General features: G+C 63.8%; 20 protein-coding genes and 1 pseudogene. 6 read left to right on the top strand and 15 right to left on the bottom strand.

Going from position 1 to position 22,836, the window contains the following annotated elements; all coding sequences use genetic code 11:
- Positions 1-325 precede the first annotated feature (325 nt).
- Positions 326-1,462 (bottom strand): branched-chain amino acid ABC transporter substrate-binding protein, encoded by a 1,137-nt coding sequence (locus AWB75_RS05665; RefSeq protein WP_061123106.1) that lies wholly within the window; start codon positions 1,460-1,462, stop codon positions 326-328.
- 412 nt (positions 1,463-1,874) lie between these two features.
- On the opposite strand from AWB75_RS05665, the gene AWB75_RS05660 reads away from it, so the two are divergent.
- Together AWB75_RS05660 and AWB75_RS05655 are read left to right on the top strand one after the other, a co-directional pair.
- Positions 1,875-3,770, top strand: coding sequence for an FAD-binding monooxygenase (locus tag AWB75_RS05660; RefSeq protein ID WP_061123308.1), 1,896 nt, complete (start codon positions 1,875-1,877; stop codon positions 3,768-3,770).
- A 20-nt stretch (positions 3,771-3,790) separates the two neighbouring features.
- Positions 3,791-4,234 carry a MarR family winged helix-turn-helix transcriptional regulator gene (locus tag AWB75_RS05655; RefSeq protein ID WP_061123105.1) on the top strand — a complete coding sequence of 148 codons (444 nt, stop codon included), beginning with the start codon at positions 3,791-3,793 and terminating at the stop codon, positions 4,232-4,234.
- Here AWB75_RS05655 and dhaK read toward each other — a convergent pair whose 3' ends face one another.
- From dhaK to AWB75_RS05635, 4 genes are all read right to left on the bottom strand, one after another.
- Positions 4,235-5,224: a dihydroxyacetone kinase subunit DhaK gene (dhaK, locus tag AWB75_RS05650; RefSeq protein ID WP_061123104.1), complete on the bottom strand. Its 990-nt coding sequence runs from the start codon at positions 5,222-5,224 to the stop codon at positions 4,235-4,237.
- Positions 5,225-5,251: 27 nt separating this feature from the next.
- Positions 5,252-5,875, bottom strand: a complete 624-nt coding sequence (dhaL, locus tag AWB75_RS05645; RefSeq protein WP_061123103.1) for a dihydroxyacetone kinase subunit DhaL — start codon at positions 5,873-5,875, stop codon at positions 5,252-5,254.
- Positions 5,872-6,057: a hypothetical protein gene (locus tag AWB75_RS05640; RefSeq protein WP_061123102.1), complete on the bottom strand. Its 186-nt coding sequence runs from the start codon at positions 6,055-6,057 to the stop codon at positions 5,872-5,874. Before AWB75_RS05640 ends, dhaL begins: the two co-directional genes overlap by 4 nt.
- A gap of 90 nt (positions 6,058-6,147) precedes the next feature.
- On the bottom strand, positions 6,148-6,372 hold the full coding sequence (locus AWB75_RS05635) for a hypothetical protein (protein WP_061123101.1): 225 nt from the start codon (positions 6,370-6,372) through the stop codon (positions 6,148-6,150).
- Positions 6,373-6,508: 136 nt separating this feature from the next.
- Between AWB75_RS05635 and AWB75_RS05630 the strand changes: the two genes are divergently transcribed.
- Positions 6,509-8,119, top strand: coding sequence for a Na+/H+ antiporter (locus AWB75_RS05630; RefSeq protein WP_061123100.1), 1,611 nt, complete (start codon positions 6,509-6,511; stop codon positions 8,117-8,119).
- A gap of 5 nt (positions 8,120-8,124) precedes the next feature.
- Here the strand turns inward: AWB75_RS05630 and AWB75_RS05625 are convergent, their stop codons facing one another.
- Both AWB75_RS05625 and AWB75_RS05620 read right to left on the bottom strand, forming a co-directional pair.
- Positions 8,125-9,615: a S8/S53 family peptidase gene (locus AWB75_RS05625; protein WP_061123099.1), complete on the bottom strand. Its 1,491-nt coding sequence runs from the start codon at positions 9,613-9,615 to the stop codon at positions 8,125-8,127.
- Between the two features lie 220 nt (positions 9,616-9,835).
- A complete protein-coding gene (locus AWB75_RS05620; protein WP_061123098.1) occupies positions 9,836-10,630 on the bottom strand; it encodes a TerC family protein in 795 nt (264 codons plus the stop codon).
- Positions 10,631-10,756: 126 nt separating this feature from the next.
- Between AWB75_RS05620 and AWB75_RS05615 the strand changes: the two genes are divergently transcribed.
- Both AWB75_RS05615 and AWB75_RS39135 read left to right on the top strand, forming a co-directional pair.
- Complete coding sequence (locus AWB75_RS05615; protein ID WP_061123097.1) at positions 10,757-11,638, top strand: LysR family transcriptional regulator; 882 nt, start codon at positions 10,757-10,759, stop codon at positions 11,636-11,638.
- Positions 11,639-11,733: 95 nt separating this feature from the next.
- Positions 11,734-11,862 carry a hypothetical protein gene (locus tag AWB75_RS39135; protein WP_268807814.1) on the top strand — a complete coding sequence of 43 codons (129 nt, stop codon included), beginning with the start codon at positions 11,734-11,736 and terminating at the stop codon, positions 11,860-11,862.
- Between the two features lie 19 nt (positions 11,863-11,881).
- On the opposite strand, the gene AWB75_RS05610 is transcribed toward AWB75_RS39135, so the two are convergent.
- The 3 genes from AWB75_RS05610 to AWB75_RS05600 all read right to left on the bottom strand — a co-directional run bounded on the left by AWB75_RS05610 (position 11,882) and on the right by AWB75_RS05600 (position 14,250).
- Positions 11,882-13,249 carry a glycosyltransferase family protein gene (locus AWB75_RS05610; protein ID WP_061123096.1) on the bottom strand — a complete coding sequence of 456 codons (1,368 nt, stop codon included), beginning with the start codon at positions 13,247-13,249 and terminating at the stop codon, positions 11,882-11,884.
- A gap of 193 nt (positions 13,250-13,442) precedes the next feature.
- Positions 13,443-13,841: a DUF3574 domain-containing protein gene (locus AWB75_RS05605; RefSeq protein ID WP_235011998.1), complete on the bottom strand. Its 399-nt coding sequence runs from the start codon at positions 13,839-13,841 to the stop codon at positions 13,443-13,445.
- A gap of 169 nt (positions 13,842-14,010) precedes the next feature.
- Positions 14,011-14,250 (bottom strand): hypothetical protein, encoded by a 240-nt coding sequence (locus tag AWB75_RS05600; protein ID WP_061123094.1) that lies wholly within the window; start codon positions 14,248-14,250, stop codon positions 14,011-14,013.
- Between the two features lie 212 nt (positions 14,251-14,462).
- Between AWB75_RS05600 and AWB75_RS05595 the strand changes: the two are divergent.
- Positions 14,463-14,951: pseudogene (locus AWB75_RS05595) on the top strand (hypothetical protein); the annotation flags it as partial.
- A gap of 12 nt (positions 14,952-14,963) precedes the next feature.
- Here AWB75_RS05595 and AWB75_RS05590 read toward each other — a convergent pair.
- The 5 genes from AWB75_RS05590 to AWB75_RS05570 form a co-directional block, all read right to left on the bottom strand.
- Positions 14,964-17,351, bottom strand: a complete 2,388-nt coding sequence (locus tag AWB75_RS05590) for a DNA polymerase II (RefSeq protein WP_061123092.1) — start codon at positions 17,349-17,351, stop codon at positions 14,964-14,966.
- Positions 17,352-17,507: 156 nt separating this feature from the next.
- Positions 17,508-18,170 carry a flagellar transcriptional regulator FlhC gene (gene flhC, locus AWB75_RS05585; protein WP_061123091.1) on the bottom strand — a complete coding sequence of 221 codons (663 nt, stop codon included), beginning with the start codon at positions 18,168-18,170 and terminating at the stop codon, positions 17,508-17,510.
- 25 nt (positions 18,171-18,195) lie between these two features.
- Positions 18,196-18,513 (bottom strand): flagellar transcriptional regulator FlhD, encoded by a 318-nt coding sequence (flhD, locus tag AWB75_RS05580; RefSeq protein ID WP_061123090.1) that lies wholly within the window; start codon positions 18,511-18,513, stop codon positions 18,196-18,198.
- Between the two features lie 528 nt (positions 18,514-19,041).
- Entirely contained in the window at positions 19,042-20,079 is a 1,038-nt protein-coding gene (locus tag AWB75_RS05575; protein WP_407642129.1) for a purine-nucleoside phosphorylase, read from the bottom strand.
- Positions 20,080-20,195: 116 nt separating this feature from the next.
- Complete coding sequence (locus AWB75_RS05570; protein ID WP_061123088.1) at positions 20,196-22,745, bottom strand: mechanosensitive ion channel domain-containing protein; 2,550 nt, start codon at positions 22,743-22,745, stop codon at positions 20,196-20,198.
- Positions 22,746-22,836: the final 91 nt, after the last annotated feature.

Raw genomic sequence — 22,836 nt, 5'->3', positions numbered from 1 at the left:
TTACGAGTTCACATGAAAACCGATGGCGCCCATTCGCGCTACTGATTTATTCGAACCGTAAGATTTCCGGAGTCGAATGCTTTCGTCTTATTTTTTTAGAGGGCGAATCGCGATAAAGATATCTGCACGAATTCATGTTGCGGAGTGCAGATTAACAGTGTGTTTTATGTTCGTGTGGCAAATTTTAGGCGGCGTATGTGCGAGGACGCATATACTGCCGACGATGCACCGATTCCTCGCGGCACGCGACCACACGAACGTCGCTCACCCGACGCATGGGCGCATGGACACGCAAACGTTCGAACGGGTCGCCAGGCGTCCTTTCTTACTTCTCCGCTCCGATCGTCGTCACCGGCTGCCACTTCATCGACTTGACCTGATAAAGCGTCGACGTGGGGTTATTCAGATCTCCGTATTTGTCGAATGAAATATGCCCGGTGATGCCGTCGTATTTCATCGTGCGGAGTGTCTGCATGAACGTGGCAGGCGTGACGGAGTTCGCCTGCTTCATTGCCGTGATGGCGAGCCAGGCGCAGTCATAGGCGAACGGCGCATACGTCAGCGTCTCCGCGCCGAAGCGTTTCTTGAATTTTTCCGCGAACGCACGACCTTCGGGCAATGAATCGACGGGCCGGCCGTACTCCCATGCCATCGCGCCTTCGGCCGCATTTCCCGCCGAACTGATGAACACGCTATCGGCTATTCCGCCGCTTCCGACGAACTGCGCGTGTATGCCAAGCTGCTTCATGCGCTTGACGATTAATCCTGCCTGGCCGTCGAGCCCGCCGAAGTACAGAAGGTCCGCGTTGGCCGCCTTTATGTTCGTCAGTTGGGCGTTGAACTCGACGGCTTTATCGGTCGTATATTCCTCGGCCACCACCTGGCCACCGGCCGCTTGCACGGCCTTCTTGAACTCTTCGACCGCGCCCTGTCCGAAGGCTGTCCGATCATCCATCACGGCGATCCGCTTCGCCTTCGTGACCTTCACGGCATACGTGCCCGCGTTACCCGAGTTCTGCGTATCGGTCGCGATGATGCGGAACACATTGTTCAAGCCCTGGCGGGTGATAGCCGGATTCGTCGCCGCCGGATCGATGAGCGGAATGCCCGCGCGCGCGAAGATCGGCGCCGAGGGAAGCGCGACACCCGAGTTGTAATAGCCGACCACGGCTACAACGCCATCGTCGACGAGCTTCTGCGCGACTTGAACGCCGATGCGCGGGTCGCCCTGATCATCGACGGATGTGAGTTCGAATTTGACCGGCTGGCCCTGGATCTTGATCTGTTGCGCGTTCGCCTCCTCCACAGCCAGGCGCACGCCGTTTTCAATGTCCTTGCCATTGGCCGCGCCCAGGCCGGTAAGCGGCGCCGAAACACCAATGTGAACGGTTTGCTGGGCGCTGACTGCCATCGGGACGACACAGAGCGCGGATGCCGCGAGGAAGGAGACGAACGCTTTCATGACGGGCACCTGTTCAGAGGAATGTTTTACGTTAAAAACGGCATCATGACGCCCGGTATTAGATCAGGCATCGGCTGAACATTGGTTCGCTAAGCTCGCGATTCGGCCCACTATATCGCCAATTTCCCGGCTAAAAAATAAGTAGTTCATTCGAGTCGCGCCGAAATGAACTCCCGCTGAATTAGGCGCCTACTTCCAAACGAATTTAATCCGTCATTCGACCGGGCCGCTCTGGCTTGCACCCGTGGCGGGCAGAATGTATCGCGTCCCGTCATTTGGTACGACAACGGTCTCGACACGAATGCCTGAAATTAGGGGTAAACATCACGTCCCTACGAAATTCTTGGAAAATGGTTGGTGTACGGAGTATATTTATCGTCACACTGACGTGCATCGAATGGAGGAAGACATCATGCAGTTTCATCTCAACGGTTTCCGAGTTGGCGATCCGATGATCGAGCCCGCGGTCGACGGCGCGCCCCGCACCGAAATGCCCGATACGGTGGACGTGCTCATCGTCGGGAGTGGTCCTGCCGGACTCGTGCTCGCGGCGCAGCTATCACAATTTGAAGGGATCGAAACGCGCATCATCGAGCGCCGCGCGGGACCGTTGTTGATGGGACAGGCCGATGGCGTCGCGTGCCGCACAGTCGAAATGTTCAATGCGTTCGGGCTCAGCGACCGCCTGATGCGCGAAGCGTATTGGGTCAATGAAACGGTGTTCTGGCGTCCCGACGCGCAGGATCGCGGCGCCATCAAACGCACCGGACGTGTTCAGGATACCGAAACAGGCATGTCGGAGTTTCCGCATGTCATCGTCAATCAGGCGCGCGTGCAGGACTATCTGCTCGGTGTCATGCGCCGCTCCGCGCAGCGGCTCGAACCGGACTACGATCTCGAAGTTATCGACGTGCAACGCGACGATGCCGGCGACTATCCGGTGCGCGTCACGATGCGCCGCACCGATGCCGCGCGGCTCGACGAGCATGTGACCGTGCGCGCGCGCTATGTCGTCGGTTGCGACGGCGCGCGCAGTCGCGTGCGTACCGCCATCGGGCAAACGCTGCGCGGCGATGCTGCCAACCACGCGTGGGGCGTCATGGATGCGCTCGCCGTCACCGACTTCCCCGACATCCGGCTGAAGGCGGCGATTCAGTCCGCGAGCAAAGGCAATCTGCTCATCATTCCACGCGAAGGCGGCTATCTCGTGCGTTTCTATGTCGATCTCGGCGAGGTCTCGCCCGAGAATCGCGACGGCCTCAAGCAGACTTCGGTCGAGCACATCATCGAGACGGCGCAACGGATTCTGCATCCCTATTCGCTCGATGTGAAGGAGGTCGCATGGTTCTCGGTCTATGAAGTCGGACAGCGTCTGACCGACCGCTTCGACGATGCCCTCACGGCCGATGGCACGTCGCGCGAGCCTCGCGTGTTCATCGCCGGCGACGCGTGTCACACGCATAGCGCGAAAGCCGGTCAGGGCATGAACGTGTCGATGCAGGACGGCTTCAATCTCGGCTGGAAGCTCGGCGCGGTATTGCAGGGACGCAGCGACGCCGCCTTGTTGCGCACCTATTCCGACGAGCGTCAGCCCATCGCGCAGGAGTTGATCGATTTCGACAAGGAATGGTCCGCGATGATGGCCGCCCCGCCGAAGGACCCGGCCCGGCCCGAAGCAGGCGGCGTCGATCCCGCCGAGCTTCAGGCGTACTTCGTGCGCGCGGGCCGCTATACGGCGGGCGTCGCGACGCGTTACCGTCCGGCCATGCTCACGGGCGAAGCGACGCATCAGCCGCTCGCCAAGGGCTTTGTGATCGGCACGCGCTTTCATTCGTCGCCCGTTGTGCGGCTTGCCGATGCGAAGCCAATGCATCTCGGCCACGCCGCGCGCGCGGACGGCCGCTGGCGTCTGTACGCTTTCGCGGACGCGAATCGCAGTGCGCTCGATGCATGGTGCGAGCATCTCGCATCATCGCCCGATTCGATCTTGCGGCTCGTCACGCCAAAGGATGCGGACATCGACAGCGTGCTCGATGTGCGTGCGGTGCTGCAGCAGCCTCATCGCGAAGTCCGTCTCGAAGATGTCCCCGCGCTTCTGCTGCCGCGCAAGGGACGTTTCGGTCTCGTCGACTACGAGAAGGCATTTACGAGCGACGCAGCGACTGATATCTTCGACGAGCGTGGCATCGATCGCGAACGGGGCGTGCTCGTCGTGGTCCGTCCGGATCAATATGTCGCGCATGTTCTTCCACTCGATGCGTACGAAGAGCTGGCCGCCCTCTTCCGGCCCATCTTCCACGCGCACTGACTTACAGCGACACTGCGAAATTGCCGACTAGAAACGAAGCACCCGAAGCGCTCGCGAAATTCACGGGCAGCCTCGTGCGCCGCGCGCAGCAGCGCCATGTGGCGGTATGGCTCAGCGAAGTCTCGGCCGAGATCACGAGCGTCCAGTATGCGGCGCTCGAGATCCTGCAACGAGCGCCCGGCGTCAATCAGCGGCAACTCGGCGATGAACTCGACGTGGACCGTTCGACCATCGCCGATCTCGTTGCGCGCATGGTTCGCAACGGGTTGATCGAGCGGTCCGACGATCCCGTCGACAAGCGCAGCTACGTGCTCTTTCTCACCGCGGCCGGCAAGAAGCAGCTTGCGGTCTTGCGTCCGCGCGTCGAGGAAGTCGAACGCATTCTCACGGCGAGACTGACGGCGCGCGAAAGCGCCGAACTGCGGCGGCTGCTGGCGGCGCTGTTGCCCGAGCGCGCCGATTGATCACATGCCCCAGCGCAAGCCCGCCGTATGCACGGGACTGTCCCAGTGGCGCATCATCTCTTCGTCGAGCGCGCAGAGCGTGAGCGACGCGCCCGCCATTTCCAGCGATGTCGTCAGCGCGCCCACGTGCGAGCGCGCGATGCTCAGGCCACGGCCGTCGAGCCACCAACGCGCCGCATGATAGAGCAGATAAAGCTCCGATAACGGCGTGCCGCCGAGCCCGTTGACGAGCAAGAGCAAAGGCGCATCGGCGGCCGGCTTCAGATCGTCGACCATCGCCGTGAGTAGTTCATCGGCGATCGCGTTGGCCGTTTCGAACTTCGCGCGCCTGCGCCCCGGCTCGCCGTGAATGCCGACGCCGATTTCGATTTCATCGTCTCCGAGCGCGAAGGTCGGCTTGCCTGCGGCGGGCACCGTGCAGCTCGAAAACGCAACGCCCATCGACGCGATGCGCGCCGTCACCCTTTCAGCGAACGCCCTGCACGCCTGCAGATCGGCGCCAGTCTCCGCGAAGCTGCCGACGAGCTTCTCCACGATGACCGTGCCCGCGACGCCGCGCCTGCCCGTCGTGAAGCTGGAATTCTCGACCGCGACGTCGTCGTTGACGAGCACCGATGCGTTCGGCATCTCGCAAAGCTCGGACGCCATCTCGAAGTTCATCAGATCGCCCGAATAGTTCTTCACGATGAACAGCACGCCCGCGCCCGTGTCGGCGGCCTGGGCTGCGGCCAACATCTGGTCGGGCGTCGGCGACGTGAACACCTGGCCGGGGCACGCGGCATCGAGCATGCCGTGGCCGACGAAACCGCCATGCATCGGCTCGTGACCCGAGCCGCCGCCCGAAATGATCGCCACCTTGCCCGGCTTGAGCGTCTTGCGCACGATGTACAACGGCTCGACATTCACCGTGACGAGATCGGCATGCGCGGCGGCGAAACCCGCGAGGCTTTCGGTCAGATAATCGTCGACGTGATTGATGAACTTCTTCATGTCCCCTGCTCCCTGTTATGTTGAGGCTCAGTCTTGCGCGAGACGCGCGCAGACCGCCGCGATCATGAGCTGGCTCGACCGCGCGCCCGGATCGATATGACCGCGCGAGCGTTCACCGAGAAACGATGCGCGCCCTTTCGTCGCGAGCATGTCGCGCGTGGCGAGCATGTTCTTTTCGGCGACGCGCGGGAGTGCGTCGAGCACATCCTGTTTCGAAGCGCCGGCATCGGCGATTGCGGTGAAATGTTCGGCGACGGGAATCAGAACGTCCATCATCGTCTCGCTGCCCGTGCCCGTCTTGCCGCGCTGGCCGACGGCTCCCACGCCCGCCGCGAATGCGCGCGCGAACGCGTTGACGTCTGCATCGTCCGATGACGTTTTCGCCATGCCCGTGAGCATCGAATAGAAGAGCGGCCCCGACGAGCCGCCGACCGTCGACAGCACTTTCGTCGCCGCGAGCTTGAGTGCGGGCGCGAACGCTTCGGCTTCGATCGCCGCGCGCATCGCAACGAGCGCATCCATCCCGCGCAACAGGTTGATGATGTGATCGGCGTCGCCGATCGCCTGATCGAGCGACGCGATTTCATCGGCATGTTCCCCGAGCGAGGCGTGCGCCGCGTCGATGCACGCCATGACCGTCTTGCCGTTCATGCGCCGATCCTCCGTTCACGGATGCGTGAGCAGCAAGGATACAGCGTCGCGACGCGCGGAAAGCACATGAAATCCATCGTGCCGGAAAGCGACACGAGCGCCGCCGTCTTCATGTTGCCGATCATGCCGCGCCCGTCGACGGGCAATGCAGCGGGTGGAATCTGCTCGGGATGATGTCCCATCGCGATGTGCTCCCGACGAGCCTGAAGGCAACGTCAGGCGGGCAGCAAGTCATATTCCTGTCGAGAATGACAGATTCGGGACAGGACGCGTCACTGGCCGGCGGTCTGCTCACCTGTCGTCTGGACATGCTCTCTCGGCGCATCGCCGAAAGCGGCCGCACTCGCGGCGCCGTTCTGCGCGGCGAAGGTTGAGGTCGTTGGCACGGGCGCATCGGCGTGGCGCGATGCGCCGAAGCTCGCGATATAGACCACGGCCGCCACGGCGACGCCCACCAGCACCGCCGCCACCGCGACGCCCGACGACTTTCGTCTCATTTTCACTCCCTTTCGGATACGATGACCCCCGGCTCGCGGGCCGGACCCGCGCCGATGGTAGCAGCGCGCGGGGCAGCGCCTGCGTGGGCCGCCGCGCATTGCCTTACAAGAAACCATTCCAACCCGAGGACACTTCATGCACGCCGCCACGGCATTCAATCTGGTGCTCGTCTCGCTCATCGCCATCATCGCGCTCGAAGTGCTCGCCAGGCGCGTGCGTCTGCCGCCCGCGGCCGCGCTGCTCGTCGGCGGCGTCGCGATGGCTTTCGTGCCGGGCTTGCCGCATTTCGAACTCGATCCGGAGCTCGTGCTCGTCGTGTTCCTGCCGCCGCTTCTGATGTACGGCGCGTACTTCTTCGTCTGGGACGATTTCAAGCGCAATCTGAGCGGCATCCTGTTGCTCGCGATCGGCGCGGTGGCCTTCACGACGCTCGTCGTCGGCGTCGCGGTGCATCTCGTCGTGCCCGCGCTGCCGTGGGCCGCATGCTTCGCGCTCGGCGCGGTCGTCTCGCCGCCCGACGCAGTGGCGGCCAAGGCGGTGCTGGAGCGCGTCGCGCTGCCGCGTCGTCTGATGGTGCTGCTCGAAGGCGAAAGCCTGCTCAACGATGCGGCCGGCCTCGTGCTCTTCCGCTTCGCGCTGGTGGCGGCGCTGAGCGGCGTGTTCAGCGCCCCGCGCGCCGTCGCGAGTTTCGCGGGGCTCGCGATCGGCGGCATCGTCGTCGGGATCGTGGCGGGCTTCATCGCCGTGAAAGTCATGCGCGCGCTCGAGGACGACTACCTCGTCATCACCACGTCGATGCTCACCTCGTGGGTCAGCTATATCGCGGGCGAAGAGCTCGGCGTGTCGAGCGTCATCGCGACGGTCACGTGCGGCATGGTCGTCGGCTGGCATCAGCACGAAGTGTTCACGGCGGCGCAGCGCATGCGCGGCACGGCGTTCTGGCAGGTCGTCGTGTTCGTGCTGGAGGCGCTCGTGTTCGTGCTGATCGGGCTATCGCTGCGCGGCATCGTCGTGCGTCTGGGCGGCGTCGGCGACGCATTTTCGCTGCTCGGCCCGGCGACGGCCGCGGTGATCGCCGTCGTGATCCTGTCGCGCTTCGTCTGGGTGTTCGGCACCGAAAGCGTGAAGTGGATCGCGTGGACCGTCACCGGCCGCAAGCGCGCGCACGGCGAAGAAGCCAGCGCCGCCGTCCCCGACTGGCGCGCGGCGACCGTCGTGAGCTGGGCCGGCATGCGCGGCGTGGTGACGCTCGCGGTCGCGCTGTCCTTGCCCGAGGCGATGCCGGGCCGCGATCTCATCGTGTTCGCGGGCTTCGCGGTGATTCTCGTGACGGTGCTGCTGCAGGGCGCGACCATCGGCCCGCTGATCGCATGGCTGTCGCTCGCGGCCGGACACGAGCGCTCGGCGCGCCATCTCAGCGAGCCGCAGGCGTGGGCGCGCATGGAGGACGCGCAACTGGCCGCGATCCAGCCGCTCGTGCGCGACGCCGACGGCAACGTGATCCACCCGCGCCTGCTCGAGCAATACACATATCGTGCGGGGCTCACCAAGCGCTTCGAGGGCATGGAAACCTTCCCGACGGACGCGCGCCATGCGCACTACGATGTCGTGCTCGCCGCGATCGCCGCCGGGCGCGCGGAGCTATTGCGCATGCACCGCGCCGGGGAGATTCACGACGAGCTGCTGCATTCGCTGGAGCACGACCTCGATCTGCAGGAAATCATGGCGATACACTCGCGCGGTTGATTTTTTCAACGCGATGGCGCGACGAGCGGCGTCTCGTCCGATGATTCGTCGCACTGCATCCACGCATGGGCGGTCACGCCCGAGCGCGCGTTGTTTCTCAGGCGAATGAGCCACTCGCCCGCCGCCGCGCGTCGCAAGCCGCTGCGCGCGGACGTCGGCGCGAGCGCGATCAGAATCATGTGCCCGTTGCCGCGCGCGCCACGGCCCAGATGCACCACGGTGCAGATCGCTTCACCGCCGCGCGTGTAGGTGCCGATATCGCCGAGCGTGAGCCACGCGCTCGCGACGCCGCCGGGCGGCACGATCTGCACGTCGATGCTGGGCGTGCCGTTGTTGCTGGCGAACCAGATTTCCGCGAGACTCGGCGACGACGCATTCGCGCGCACGGGCCAGCGCAGCTCCGCCACGGCGCGCTGCGCGATCGTCAGCGCACCGCGGCAGCGCGCCATGTCGATGTTGCCGGACGGCAGCACGACGGAGCAGGCGCCCGTATCCGTCAATTCGTCGAGCGCGCTTTCGATGAGCGAGCTGCCGTCCTGCTGCCACGCCGCATTGCCCGCGCTCACGCTGACGAGCGCATGGCACGCCGCGCCGCCGATTTCCTGCGCACGCTGCACGATATAGCGGACGCCATCGAGCACTTCGGCGTCGAGACAGGGACCGAATGCGTCGCGCATCGCGCGGCAGCGCTTTTTGAGCTGCACGCCGATCATCGGCAAGGGCGCGTCGTGTTCGTTCCGATGATCGGCGTCGTCGGCGCCTTGCGCTGTGGCCGGCGGTTCCTGGTCTGCGAAGGCATAGACGCGCGCGCCGCCCGCGGCCTGCGCCGCCTGCGCCGCTTCTACGGACAGACGCGCGCCGCTCAGCAGCGCGTCCATCTGATGTTTGAGCAGCTCGCTTCCGTAGCCGAGCGTCGCGGCTGTATCGGCGGAATCGTTCTGGTTCCAGAAGCACAGAAAACGCGTGCGCGTTCCGGCTGCGTCCTCGGAAAAGCGCCGGTGCGTGAAGGCGACGTCCTCATCGCATACGCCGACGATCGAGTTGCCCGGGCCCGCGCGCGTGGCCGTGTTGCCGGCCAGAACGCGGTCCAGCCGTCCGTCGGCGTGCGACGTGATCGCCAGTGCTTCCGTAAAACGCTCGAATTTACCGGCGAGATCCGTGCCCAGGCGCGCATAGAACTCGCGCGTGACGTGGGCGGTGCAAAAGCGCGTGGCTTCGAGGGCAGGTGGCGGGTCACGATAGAGCGCCGACATCCAGATCCAGTTCTGCCAGCCATTGCGCTCGATCGCCCGCGCGAATTGCTGCGCGGTGTCGCCGCCCTGCTTCATCTCGATGGCGATCGGAATGCGGCCGTGCGGCATGCCGCCGAGATCGCGATACTGCGTCGCGTTGGCCCACACGATATACGGATCGATGCGCGCGACGGACGCGAGCGCGTGCGGCGCGATGGGCTCGAACCCTTCGCTCGCCGTGCCGATCTCCCAGTTCGGGCTCATCTTTGCGTATTCCGACGACGATTGATCGCAGTGACAGCGCCGTGCATCTATCAGCAGATATTTCGGGAACCGAAAGAATGCCCGTTCGCTATGGCCTTACCCTAGTCACTTGACCGAAGATAAGCAAGGCTAATTCCCGATCTGATCGCGCGGATTGCCGGGCAGCGCACAGTGAGACGAATCGCGAATGCTCGTTTCAATTCTGGGCGCGGGAAATTCGTCAGCTTGTTCGAGCCGATGGCGCGGCAGTCTGTTGAGCCTCCGTCTGCACATTCCCCTCGCGCTTGCCCTTCGCGCTGCGCGCCAGCAGATTCAACCCTTCGACGAATCCGGCGAAGCCCATCGCCGCGTAGATGTAGCCCTTCGGCACGTGCGTTTCGAAACCTTCGGCGATCAGCGTCATCGCGATCACGAGCAGGAACGAGAGCGCGAGCGTCACGACCGTCGGATTGCGCTCGATGAAGCGCGACAGCGGTTGCGCGGCGAACAGCATCGTCGCGACGGCGAAGATCACGGCGATGTACATGATCGGCAGATGCTCCGTCATGCCGACCGCGGTGATGATGCTGTCGACGGAAAACACGAGGTCGAGCAGCAGGATCTGGCCGATCGCGGACCACGCCGTCAGGCTGGCCACGCCCGACGCGACGCCGGGCGCGTCGCCGTGATCCTTGCGCACGTGATGATGCATTTCGCTGGTCGCCTTCCAGACGAGGAACAGGCCGCCCGCGAGAAGGATGAGGTCGCGCCACGAGAACGCGTGATCAAACACGGAAAACACCGGCGCGGTCAGTTGCGCGATCCACGCGACCGTGCCGAGCAGCGCCAGCCGCATCACGAGCGCAAGCATGATGCCGATGCGCTGCGTGCGCGCACGTTGCGCGACGGGCAACTTGTTGCTGAGAATCGAAATGAACACGAGATTGTCGATGCCGAGCACGACTTCCATCACGATCAGCGTGACGAGCGCGGCCCAGACGGCGGGATCGGCGGCAAGAGAGAGAAGATATTCCATGAGTAGGGAAAGTTGGATTGGTCAGACGTTTCGCGCCATGATGGTCCGATCGCGTCGTCGTAAAAATCAGCGATAATCGAAACGACACTTCGGTTTATCCGAACCACCTAAACCCGAAAGGCGCGCATGCTCAACTATCGACATCTGCATTACTTCTGGGTCGTCGTCAAGGAAGGCGGATTCGCGCGCGCAGCGGAGCGGCTCGACATGGCGGTGCAGACCATCAGCGCGCAGGTGCGCGATCTGGAGAAAGCGCTCGGTCATCAGTTGCTCAAACCGGCCGGGCGCGGCGTCACGATGACCGAAGCGGGACAAGCCGCATTCGCGCGCGCCGAGGAAATCTTTCAGATCGGCCAGATCATTCAGGACGAAGTGCGCGAAGCGGCGAGCGGCACGCTTGCGCGTCTCGCGGTCGGACTCTCGGACGGCATTTCCAAGCTCGCCGCGCATGCGCTGCTCGCGCCGGTGCTCGGCAATCCGTCGCTGCGTTTGCTGTGTCACGAAGGCGAGACCGACGAACTGCTCGGCGAGCTGGCGCTGCATCGTCTCGATCTCGTGCTCGCAAGCCACGCCGCGCCGCATAACCACAATCTGCGTCTGACGAGCGAGCGCCTCATCGCATCGCCAGTCGACTGGTACGGGCCCGCTTCTCTCGTGCGCAAGAGCGCGATCGACCAGTTTCCGCAGAGTCTCGCCTCGCTGCCCATACTTTTGCCGACCGGTCATTCGTCGCTGAGAGCACGGCTCGATCGATGGCTCGAAGCGCAACGCATCGCGCCGCGCATCGTCGGCGAGTTCGAGGACAGCGCGCTGATGGCCGTGTTCGGCGCGCGCGGGCTCGGCGTGTTTCCGCTCGCGGAATTCGGCGCAGGCGATGCGCCGCTCCTGCGCGGCCTGCGCTGGCTCGGCCGCTCGCCCGACGTAAAGGAGGAAGTGCACGCGATCGTGTCGCGGCGCGGCCGGCATCATCCGTTGACGCAGCAAGTGCTCGCGCGCGCGGCCGATTGAACTTCGGTTTTTCCGAAGTTCGTGTTCCATTGGCTCTGCTTTTTCGCGCCGAACGGACGCCTTACGCTGAACTCATGTCCAACGAGGAGGCGTCAATGAAAGTCCTGTTCAAGTCCCGCGACCCCGAAGCCATCGCGATGCACGAACTCGCGAAGACCCGCAGCGAATTCGTCTTTCGCCGCCTCGCGTGGCTGATTTCGAAGGCGACCGGGCACGGAGCGTAAGCAGCGCTCGCGCCGCGCATCAGGCGGGCGTTGACGGAGCGGGTCGTTCGATGGCTTCGAAGCCGCCGTCGGGCACGCGCTCCATCGACATGTACAAGGCCCGCATCTCGGTGCTCAGGCCGTGGAAGTGACACAGAAACGTGTTCCGGTCCGCGTAATACCACGGCGTGTTCAATTCCCTGAAGCTCACGAGTTCGGGCGAATCCGCCTCGGGGCACAGGCCGTGCGCCATCGCCTCTTCCATGAAGATGTATTGATCGCCATGACTCGAAAACGTGTGCTTGACGTCCTCGATCTCGCGCACCTTCGCGAGCACCGCGTCGAGCAAGCGCGCATTCGCCTCGACATGACGAAAACCCATCACGCCCGAGTTGAACGGCCACCCGCAGATGTCCGCGGTCAGCACGCGGTCGCGTCCTTCGGTGAACTTCTCCAGCGTCACCGTCTGGTTCATCGCGATGATATCCGCGTCGATCCAGAACACCCATTCGTGATGCGGCAGATACTTGCTGAGAAGGAACGGCTTGGCCCAGTTGCCGCAGGCGTCGCGTCCGAAGTCCGGGGGCACGTCGCGATGCACGTAAAGCGTGTAGCCGTGCCGCTCGCAATAGGCGCGCAAGCTCGCTTCTCCGAAGCGGGCGTAGCTTGCGATATTCGGCGTATAGAGCATCACGACCGCGATGGCGCGGCTTGGCTGATACACGGAAAGCGGCTCGTTCGAATCAATGAGAAGCGGGGCCGCGCTCTTCCACACGCCCGGTTCGCCGGACGCGTGGCACGCGTTCACGTGCCGGGCGAACACGGCGCGCCACTGCGGGCCATATTTGCTGTAAAGCCGCGGCGTGTAGACGAGCGAGACCGCAACGACCTCCAAGCCGTGCAGATCCGGATGCTGACCCGACCACATCGACGCGATCGGCACCACGCCGTTTAGTTCGTCCCAGTCGGGCACGGTCGGCAGATCTTCGAGCAGCGCTTCCTCGGTGACGAACGCGCCGTAGTCATAGTACTTGCGACACCGTGCGGCGAGACCGCGCGCGATGCGGCGATTCTCTTCGTTGTTTCGCAGCACGAACATCTCCGTGTTGACGCCGAAGTGGCCCTGGGTCAACAGGACGTCGCGGCCCGCCATGATCTGCTCGAAGTCGTGAAAGCGAATGAAGAGCGCGTTTTCGGTCGCGAAGATAACGACTTCGCCCTCTTCGCTCTCGCGCAACACGTCGCTCAGCAACTGGTATTTGTAGAGCGTGCGCAACTCAATCGAATCGACGCAATTGGATATCGCTTCGAGACGATGCTTCACATTCGTGCGCCGACAATATTCGATATGGTTGTCGAGCGACGATGTCGCGTTGCGATCAGCGAAACAGCTAACCAGGATAGTCATGGTGGTTCAACAATCGAAAGACGGATAGCGAAAAACGAGGGCTGCGGGCGACCGTTTGCATGGTGCGCGAGAGCATGTCCTGCCGGTGGCGGGTGTTTGTAATTATTGGGCCAAACGGCCGTTCGACGCTAAGAATTCGCCGATTTTAGGAAATTTTTAGGACGACGCTTGCCGGCGACCCGGGTCGCACGTGCTACCGCGCGTCCTGGAACGACACGCACGCCGCCTGCCTGACCCGCATCGTCGACTCCTGCTCGAAGCGCGTGCGATAGCGCTCGCGTACTTCGCCGATGGCGCTATCGCTGGCTGCGTCGTCGGGATGGACAAGGTTCAGCACGTAGGACGCCTCGCGCACCATCGAGCCATCGGCCGCGCGCCACTGCCCGCTCGCCTGCCACACGCTGAAGCCTTGCGCGAAACGCGGCGTGACCTCCGCGCGCAGAAAGTCGTCCCATTCCACCTGGGTCACGGCGCCCTTCGCGCGGCCGGTGCCGAAATAGACGAGATCGCTGACGACGCGCTGCTCGCCCGTCGCGCATTTCTCCGAGAGCGGCGTCGCGCAAGCCGGCAGCATCACGGCGATGACAAGCATGGAGATCGTTCGATATCCGAACATGAGCGTCGTCGATTGAGCGAAGAGCGCTATGTCATAGCGGCACACCGGATTGTGTTTCTGGTTTGCGACGCGTCGCTTTGCCCAGGCATCTTCTCGAAGCGGTCGCCATTGCGGTGGCAAGCGTCCCCTGAGCCGGACGAGAATTTCAGCCCGACATCGCGACCTGCGGCCGGCGCGCGGCCAGGCGGCCGTCGAGTTCCGCCTTGCCGCATTCGATCGCGTAGCTGGCGGCGGCCAGCGCGGTCGGGAATGCGCGAAACGGCCCGATCGCGCGGCGCACGCCGCCCGGCCGCTCGATCAGCAGCGTCGCGACAAATTGACCGGCAAGATGCCGGACGATGACCGAGAGCTCGCAGCCTCGATATTCGATAGGAGTGGAGTCCAACTCAGACCTCGCTTGCATGAAGGGACGGGCATGGGCTCAATCTACGCAAGGTCGGCAAAGTGCGTAACCCCGCCTGTGAGTGGCTGCGAACGTAGGCGGGGCGATTGTTCCGTTGCAGCGGCAGCCGGAAAGTCGCGCAAACGTTTCACCGCGCGGCGACCCAATTTCGAAATAATTCGCATACTGGAAGAATCTTCTTAAGCCGGTATGCTCCGACGCAAGGGTTCGATACCAAGCAGGCGCAAGTGGGTAGCGACTATTCGAACACGCACGGCTGGGGCGGCATGTTCACGCTGCGCGCCGCGTATTACTTCGATAGCCGATGGATCGCGGAGATGAAGCTCAACCGCGTGCAGGCGTTCGGCGGTCCCGATACGACCGCGCTGCCCTTCGGCATCGGCTATCAGCTCGACGCGCCTGACGGCACCGGCCCGCGCGCGCGGCCGCCGTCGCGCACGACGAAGGTCACCAGCAACGAAGTCACCGTGATGCTCGGCACGACGATCCTCAACAGCCCCGACTCGGAATCGAATCTGGCGTAGAGCATCGAGTACCGGCGCGGGCTATGGCATTACGTCGATTTCACCGCCTCGTACCGATTCACGAACCGCTGGCTTGCTCGCGTGACGTGGAATCGCATGGTGACGCGCTATGACCGCGATGCGGACATCATCGAGGCGGGCATCGGCGTGCGTTTCTAGCCTGAAACCGCGCTAGAAAAGCGCTTTCTGGCCGGACATCAGCACGGTGAAATCGTCGCGCATGAACGGCAGGATGCCGTCCGCGACTGGCTGAAGCTGCTTGCTCACATAGTGCTCGTAGTCGATCGGCGCATGCCGCGCCTCAACGGGCTCGGGACCGGCCGTCGTCATCACATAGCTGATCCAGCCGCCGTTCTGGTATTGCAGCGGACGGCCGGCGCGCGCGTTGTATTCGTCGGCGATGCGCGCGGCGCGAACATGCGGCGGCACGTTGCGTTGGTAGTCGACGAGTGTGCGCCGCAGCCGCTTGCGATAGACGAGCAGTTCGTCCATCTCGCCGCGCCGCGTGCGTCCGACATAATCGCGCACGTAATCTTCGTACGCCTCGCCCTTGAAGACGCGCATATACAGCTCCTGCTGGAAGCGCTGCGCGAGCGGCGTCCAGTCGGTGCGCACGGTTTCCAGACCCTTGTAGATGATTTCCTCGCTGCCGTCCTCGCGCGCGGTCAGTCCGGCGTAACGCTTCTTGCTGCCCTCTTCCGTGCCGCGGATCGTCGGCATCAGAAAGCGTTTAAAGTGCGTTTCGAATTGCAGTTCGAGCGCGCTGTCGAGACCGAAAGTCTCACGCAGATGCTCGCGCCAGTATTCGTTCACATGCACGACGAGCGCGCGGCCGATGCGCGCCGCGTCTGCTTCCCCGCGCGCGCGGCGCAGCCAGACGAAGGTCGAATCCGTGTCGCCGTAAATGACGCTGTAACCGCGCGCCTCGATCAGCTCGCGCGTGCGATGCATGATCTCGTGACCGCGCATGGTGATCGATGACGCGAGACGCGGATCGAAGAAGCGGCAACCGCTCGATCCGAGCACGCCGTAAAACGAGTTCATGATGATCTTGAGCGCCTGCGACAGCGGCTTGTTGCGCTGGCGTTTGGCCGCCTCGCGCGCCTCCCAGACCTGCGCGACGATCGCGGGCAGGCAATGCGTGTCGCGTGAAAAGCGCGCGCCCCGGAAGCCGGGCACGGTGGCGGCTTCATCGGACGTGGCCACCCCTTGCGCGAGCCCGGCCGGGTCGATGAGAAACGTGCGGATGATCGACGGATACAGGCTCTTGTAGTCGAGCACGAGCACGGAATCGTAGAGACCGGGGCGCGAGTCCATCACGAATCCGCCAGGGCTGGCTTCCTCGGGCACGTCGCCGAGATTCGGCGCTACGTAGCCGAGCCGATGCATCCGCGGCATGTACAGATGCGTGAACGCCGCGACCGAGCCGCCGCTGCGATCGGCCTGCAGGCCCGTCACGGTCGCGCGTTCGAGCAGGAACGGCAGCAATTCCGTTTTCTCGAAGACTTTTGTCACGAGCTCGCAGTCGCTCAGGTTGTAATGCGCGAGCGCGGGCTTGTCCTCCCGGAAGCGCCGCTCGATTTCGTCCATGCGCGCATAGGGACTGTCGATCGCCTTTCCCACGCCCAGCAGCGACTGCGCCACGTACTCCAGGCTGAATGACGGAAAATTCCACGTCGCCGAGCGCAGCGCCTCGATGCCGTCGATCACGAGCCGGCCCGCAATCGCGATGAACCAGTGATTGCGCTTCATGCCGTGCTCGCGCCATTCGACGGCACTGCCGTCGCGGCCGAGCGCGAGCGGCACGCCGTAGTCGTCGGCATGTCGCTGAAGGATGTGCAGATCGAATTGCACGACATTCCAGCCGATGATCGCGTCGGGATCGTGATGGGCGATCCACGCATTGAAACGGCGCAGCATGTCGGCGCGGGAATCGCAATAATCGAGCGCGAAATCGGTCGGGGCGGCAACGCCATTCGGCGGCCCGAGCATGAACACCTGACGCGCTCCGCAGCCTTCGAGCGCGATCGAATACAGATCGCCCCTCACGCTCGTTTCGATATCGAGGGACACCACGTTGAGCGACGGCCGGTAATCCGGCGCGGGCCTCAGTTCGCTGGAGAGGATGCCGTCGCGCTCGACGCCCTCGAACGACACCGGCGCGGTGATGAAGCGCTCCATCAGATAGCGCTCGTGCGGACGGATATCGGCTTCGAAGACATTGACGCCCGCGCTTCGCAGATGCTTTTCGAGCGCAAGCAACTGGCGATATTGCGGGCAATACAGCCCGAGCACCGGCTTCTGGCCGAGATCCTTCAGCGGCAGCTCGCGCAAATACGCGTCGCGCACGCCGGCGACGACCGGTTCCGCCTTCGCGCGGTCCTCGGCGCGGATGAACGCGACGCTCGTTTGCAGCGCGATGCGGATCTTCTTCGGGCCGTCGCCGGTGGCGAGCCAGAAATCGACTTCCGTCCCCGCCGCGGTATCGCGCCAGTGACGAGTCAGCAGAAAACCCTGTTGTGCCGAAGCCAAACCGATACCCCGAAAAGCGCGTGCCATCGAAGCATTTTACTGGGCGTGAGAAATGAGAAAGCCCGGCGCGCGAACCGGCGCCGGGCTTCGGAAATCCTGGAAAAAGTAAAACGCGGTAGCGGCGGGCCGATCGTCCACCATCCTCGCGGACGGTCCCCGGAGGGCGGCGGCCGCCGCTACCGCCTAAGCGGCCTGTGCGACCAGGCCTGCGCGTTGCGGCTGTAACGCCGCTACGTGTGCGAGTACCGTGTGCTCCGCATGCTCCGGCACTTCGTTCTTCGACATCACCACCTCCAGAGCGGCTTCTTTGCTGGCCTGTTTCGCGGCCGCCGCTTTCTTGGTCTTCCCCGCGCGTGACGGCGGCTGGCAGGCCCCGCACACCACGTTGTTCTGCAAATCATGTTTGTGTGCGACAAACTTGCCCGTACAGCGGCAGCACGGCGTCATCTGCAGCATGCCCGCGTCGAAGAAGCGCACAAGAGTCCAGGCCCGCGTGAGATCGAGTACCGCCTCGGCGCCGCTATGGTTGCAGTGCTCGAGATACAGCCGATACCCTTTGGTCAACGCATCGAGATGCGAGCAACCAGCTTCGTTCTTGAGGAACGTATAGGTGTTGTAGAAAAGCGATGCGTGGATGTTGGCGAGCCACGTCATGTACCAGTCGGCCGAAAACGGCAGCATGCCCTTCGGCGGCGATACGCCCTTCACTTCGCGATAGAGACGGATCATGCGATCGCGCGAGAGCGTGAGTTCGCTCTCAAGCACTTGCATGCGCGCGCCGAGCTCGATCAGCGCGATGGCGCGGAACACTTCCTGGGCGTCTTCAGTGAGGCTCTTCTTCAGCATGGCTCGCTCCGTCACCTGAGTCACCTTAAGCGAACTGTTCAGCCGGCTGGCCAGCCAGCAGGATGGCCGCATGCGTCTGCGCGATGTCCGCGTTCTTCGCGGGTTGCGTCAGGGCAGACAGCATCGTGTGATCGTTGAAGCGGAATGCGCAAAGCAGGTTATCCGACGACGCGAGCTTGACGACCTGCGCGAGCGTGAGGCCCGACAGCAGATCGGCGAGCTCCGCCGACAGACCGAGCCGGAACATGCCGATGGCGCGGTCCTCGCGCAGCAGACGCTGCGCGAGCATGATGTACGACAAGTTGATTTCCCGGATCGATTCCAGCGTTTCGCGACCGTTCATGGTTGCAACTTCCAGTAAATCCCCGAATTTCTGCCGGCTTTTTGCCGATGTCTTTTTTGTGCCTCACCGGACTAGTTCTGCCCGGCTACGTACCGCGTAATCTTTGTTTCAGTGAGTTACATCTTGTAACAAGCACTGTGAGACGGATTCTAAGAACTGTCTGAAACTAAAGCAAGCACATCTCAATAATATTTTGTTGCAAACAACACTTGCGATCGGTAATTTTTTCGGTCTGCAGATTTCGACCTGTTTTGCCGGACTTTTCTGTTTCGTCTAACGTTTGCCGGACTTAAAAAGAACAGCCTGGTTTTTATCGGAATAATCGCTGTCCGCCAGCAATAACGGGGGATTGCGGGAGTCGGTTGACCGTCGAGCCAGCTATCTTTAACGTTATTCATCAGAAGAAATAACGCTAAAAATGGCCGCGCGAACGTCCTTTACCGATGCAATGCGAATCAGGCAATATTTACCTATCGCTTATTACGCTGATGTTACGGGCTGAGTTACCGGAGTTTGTAACGCCGGCCGTTACCTTTTCGGGACACCGCTTCTCCACGTGCCCCAATGTGTAACAACTTCCTGTACGAATGGATTACCAGCGCGGTACAGATTTTCGAGGGCCGGCGCAAAGCCGCCTTGCGCGGCGTAATCGAGCAGATTGTCGACGGCGCTCTGCCCTTCGTACGGACGATCGAAATCCGATCCGGCGCGCAGGACCGCCACGCGCGACACATCCACCCGCCGCACGCTCGCCGCCCGTCTGAGCGCCTCGTAGGTGGCGTTGTCTTCCTGCTGCGTCGTGCAATACACGCCCCGGCCATCGGTCAGAAGACGCGTCCAGACGCGCGCCCGCTCGCCGATGAACTTTCCTGACCACCACGTATCGCCCGCGAGCGTGTCGCACTGGATTACGGCTGGCGGCTGGTTCGCCGGCGCATACCGGAATCTGGCGCGCGCGGCTTTGGCCGCGTCGCTGTCGGAGAGCGTGACGTCATGCGAGAGTGCGTACGCGGTGTCGGCGAGCGTCGCATCGAGAGCGAAGACTTCGGTGCGATAGTCGAGCGGCGGCTTCTCGTCCGGTTTTTTCGTGTTGATGCCGGTGAAACCGCTGGGCCACCTGGCGGGCTTCTCACGCGCGTCGAGCTCCCATTGCGGACCGAAGTCGACGAGATACTTCGCCCACGCCGCAGAGCCGACCGTGCCCTGCGCCGGATCGATGCCCGCGATGCCGGCGATCAGAAAGTACGTGGTGCGCAAGTCGAAGCGGTCCGAGAACGCGAGCGCCATCATCGACGCCGCCGCGTTCGTGTGACCCATGCCCGTGGTGACGAGGCACACGTCGTCGCGATTGCAATGGACTTGCGGATAATCCGGCGACAATCCAGCCACGTCGATCGCGTCCCACGGGCCGAGTCTGTCGAGCCAGGCTTTGCCTTCGGGCGCGAACATCGTGACGATCATCACCTTGACTTCGCGCGCGCCGCTTGCGCTCTCTGGCGAACGCGGCGTGGAAGCGCATCCCGCGAGACTGGCCGCGAGTGTCATCGCGGCGAAGGCCTTCGTCATTCTTTGCGATAGCGATGCGTCGGTTCTCATGGCGGGGCGTGCTCCTCGTAACGTTCGGCCTTCAGAAAAAAAACGCGCCCGGCAGAGGGCGCGATCAGGGCCAAACGATTATAGGATTAGCTTCCGCTCTGCGACGACCGTGGCGGCGGCGCATTCGACGCGACGCTCTGCGAGCCCGCCGCCTCGTTCGTCGGATGCTGCGCGGCCTTCGACGGCTCGCCTTGCTGATCCGCGCCCGCTTCGTCCGCATCCGGCGCGCCTTCGGGATTGCCGCCGTTCACGATCACGAAGTTGCGCTGCGGATTCGCGATCTCGATGCCGCGCGCCGTGAACTCGTTGAGAATGCGCCGGTTGAACTCGCGCTGCACCGGCCAGCGCGCGCTGTCGCGGCACTGGATCTGACCGGCGAGCGTGACGGTCGAGCCGTCGACGGCATCGACGCCCCAGAAGCTGAAGTCGGACAGAATGCCGTCGCGGAACGCTTCGTCCTCGCGCAATGCCGCGCCGATTCCCTTCAGCGTGGAGATCGCGAGATCCACGTCCTGGCCGAGCGCGATCGACACACGCACCGCCGCGTTGCCGATGCCGCGATTCGTGTTGTTCACCGTCGACACCGAGCTGAACGGCACCGTATAGAGCGAACCGTCGCCGCCGCGCAGTCGCACCGTGCGAATCGACAGATATTCGACCGTGCCCGACACGCCCGCGAGCGTCACCCAGTCGCCGACCTGCATTGCGTTTTCCATCAACAGGAAGATGCCGGTGATGAGATCCTGCACGAGCTTTTGCGAGCCGAAGCCGAGCGCCACGCCGAAGATGCTCGCGCTCGCGAGCAAGGGCGCCGTGTTCACGCCGAGCTGCGAGAGTCCCGTCAACACGACGACCATCGCGATCACGATGAAAAGGCCGGTGCGCATCATCGGCAACAGCGTGCGCAGGCGCGCGGCGCGCAGGCGTTCTCCGGTCGCGGTCCATTGCTCCAGCCGCCGCTCGACGACGATGTTCGCCGCCTCCCACACGAGCACCGCGAACACGGCCGCGATCAGAATCGTGATGAACGCCGACGCGAGCCGGTTGCCTACGCCGCCCGACGTGAAGAAATGAATGATGTTGACGCCCCACACTTCGAGCAGCGCGACGATCATCGCGATGGAAATGATCGCCTGCACGATCCGCCGCAGCGCCGGGTAGTAGCGATAGGCGCGGCGGCGCGCGATCGACTGGTCCGAGGCGTCGTCCTCGTCGTCCTGATGGAAGACGCGCCCGAGCGCGCCGAACGCGACGATCGCCACCACGCGCGCGCCGACGAGCACGAGCAGCGACACGCCCCCCAGATGGAAGAGCGTCCGGTAGCCGTTCTGCACGTCGAGCGCCCACACGAACCACAGCGCGATCACGAAGAAGATCGCGACGCCCGCCCAGATATCCGCGACCCAGTTGCCGAAGAGCCGCACCGAGCGATTCGTCCGCGCGCTCGCCCGGATGCGCTCGGCCACCGACACGCGGCTCTCGAAGATGACGAACGCGATCATCAGATGCACCGCCAGCAGCACGATCTTCAGGATCGCGATGCGCGCGTCGCCGGACAAGCCGAGCGGCTCCGCACCGTTGGCGAGCGCGATGCCCGCGCCCGCGATGCACACGATGCGCCGTACCCAGCGATGCGTGTAGGCCGCATGGACATCGCGCATCTGGATGAGACGCAGCCCTGGCGCACGCGGCGCGACGAAGAAGCCGCTCACGATCACGACGGCGCGGCAGACCAGATAGACATCGATGAGCGAGCCCGCGACGCGCGCTTCGGGCGTGTTGTCGTCGATGAATATCGACATCAGCACGGTCACCGCGCCGATGAACACGACGAGCGGGATCAGCGCGAGAAAGCCGTAGAGCAGCGCGCTGGGAAGGCGTTGCAACAGGGTCCAGTGACGCGCCGCATGACGCTGGCCGCGCGCGGTGTCGGCTTTGTGCCCGGCGAGATGCATTGCGGTTTCGTCGCCGCTTTTCGCCGCGGCGTCTTCCGCGCGTTCGGCGGCGCGTTCCTCATGCACCAGTTCGGGCTGCTGCACTTCGGCATCGGCGATGCCGCGCGCCGCGATCCGGGCGCGCGGTTTCTTCAACAAACGCGAGCACACGAATTCGAGCAGCAGCGCGGGCAGCAGCGACGCGAGCACGGTCCACGCGACATGCCCGATGAGCGCGCGTGATTCATCGCTCGATGTACGGTCGCGCCACCATGCGGCCACCGAGCCGAAATCGAGCAGCGCGGCGACGGAATGACGGATGCCCGCGCCGATCTGCACGAGCCAATGGCCCGCCTGACGCGATAACTGCGACGCGAGACCGTTGGCCGTCAGCGAATGCGCGAGCACGCCTGACGCGCCCGATGCGGGCGCCGCCGCAGCCGTGGATGGACCCTGCGGCGCGCTCGCCGGCGACGCCAGCGCCCCCGCTGCCGCGATGGCGCGCAGCGTGTCCGCGACCTGCGAGCGGCGCGCGGGATCGTTGAGCACCGAGAGCGCATCGCGCGCCTGTTGCGGCGTCAGCGCGACGCCCGGCTGCGACGCGTGTTGCGCGGGATCGGCTGCGGCGAAGGAGGACTGCGAAACGATCGAAAGACTACTCGATACGACGATCAACAATACGGCAAGGAGCAATTTGCGCATGGGTCGGATGAAGATCTCGAAATTTCAGGGACTCGATGCGGACGACGCGCATGACGTATGTTAACGCGATGCCGTCGATCCGGCAGAAGCG

The sequence above is a fragment of the Caballeronia catudaia genome, from assembly GCF_001544755.2.
In the GTDB taxonomy this organism is placed as follows: Bacteria; Pseudomonadota; Gammaproteobacteria; order Burkholderiales; family Burkholderiaceae; genus Caballeronia; species Caballeronia catudaia.
This window is presented reverse-complemented; position numbering and strand designations above follow the sequence as displayed.

What these genes read in the sequence shown, in the direction of transcription:
- AWB75_RS05665 (WP_061123106.1), bottom strand. Translation starts at nt 1,462, where the DNA reads ATGAAAGCGTTCGTCTCCTTCCTCGCGGCATCCGCGCTCTGTGTCGTC.
- AWB75_RS05660 (WP_061123308.1), top strand. Translation starts at nt 1,875, where the DNA reads ATGCAGTTTCATCTCAACGGTTTCCGAGTTGGCGATCCGATGATCGAG.
- dhaK (WP_061123104.1), bottom strand. Translation starts at nt 5,224, where the DNA reads ATGAAGAAGTTCATCAATCACGTCGACGATTATCTGACCGAAAGCCTC.
- dhaL (WP_061123103.1), bottom strand. Translation starts at nt 5,875, where the DNA reads ATGAACGGCAAGACGGTCATGGCGTGCATCGACGCGGCGCACGCCTCG.
- AWB75_RS05640 (WP_061123102.1), bottom strand. Translation starts at nt 6,057, where the DNA reads ATGGGACATCATCCCGAGCAGATTCCACCCGCTGCATTGCCCGTCGAC.
- AWB75_RS05635 (WP_061123101.1), bottom strand. Translation starts at nt 6,372, where the DNA reads ATGAGACGAAAGTCGTCGGGCGTCGCGGTGGCGGCGGTGCTGGTGGGC.
- AWB75_RS05630 (WP_061123100.1), top strand. Translation starts at nt 6,509, where the DNA reads ATGCACGCCGCCACGGCATTCAATCTGGTGCTCGTCTCGCTCATCGCC.
- AWB75_RS05625 (WP_061123099.1), bottom strand. Translation starts at nt 9,615, where the DNA reads ATGAGCCCGAACTGGGAGATCGGCACGGCGAGCGAAGGGTTCGAGCCC.
- AWB75_RS05620 (WP_061123098.1), bottom strand. Translation starts at nt 10,630, where the DNA reads ATGGAATATCTTCTCTCTCTTGCCGCCGATCCCGCCGTCTGGGCCGCG.
- AWB75_RS05615 (WP_061123097.1), top strand. Translation starts at nt 10,757, where the DNA reads ATGCTCAACTATCGACATCTGCATTACTTCTGGGTCGTCGTCAAGGAA.
- AWB75_RS39135 (WP_268807814.1), top strand. Translation starts at nt 11,734, where the DNA reads ATGAAAGTCCTGTTCAAGTCCCGCGACCCCGAAGCCATCGCGATGCAC.
- AWB75_RS05610 (WP_061123096.1), bottom strand. Translation starts at nt 13,249, where the DNA reads ATGACTATCCTGGTTAGCTGTTTCGCTGATCGCAACGCGACATCGTCG.
- AWB75_RS05605 (WP_235011998.1), bottom strand. Translation starts at nt 13,841, where the DNA reads ATGCTTGTCATCGCCGTGATGCTGCCGGCTTGCGCGACGCCGCTCTCG.
- AWB75_RS05590 (WP_061123092.1), bottom strand. Translation starts at nt 17,351, where the DNA reads ATGGCACGCGCTTTTCGGGGTATCGGTTTGGCTTCGGCACAACAGGGT.
- flhC (WP_061123091.1), bottom strand. Translation starts at nt 18,170, where the DNA reads ATGCTGAAGAAGAGCCTCACTGAAGACGCCCAGGAAGTGTTCCGCGCC.
- flhD (WP_061123090.1), bottom strand. Translation starts at nt 18,513, where the DNA reads ATGAACGGTCGCGAAACGCTGGAATCGATCCGGGAAATCAACTTGTCG.
- AWB75_RS05575 (WP_407642129.1), bottom strand. Translation starts at nt 20,079, where the DNA reads ATGACGAAGGCCTTCGCCGCGATGACACTCGCGGCCAGTCTCGCGGGA.
- AWB75_RS05570 (WP_061123088.1), bottom strand. Translation starts at nt 22,745, where the DNA reads ATGCGCAAATTGCTCCTTGCCGTATTGTTGATCGTCGTATCGAGTAGT.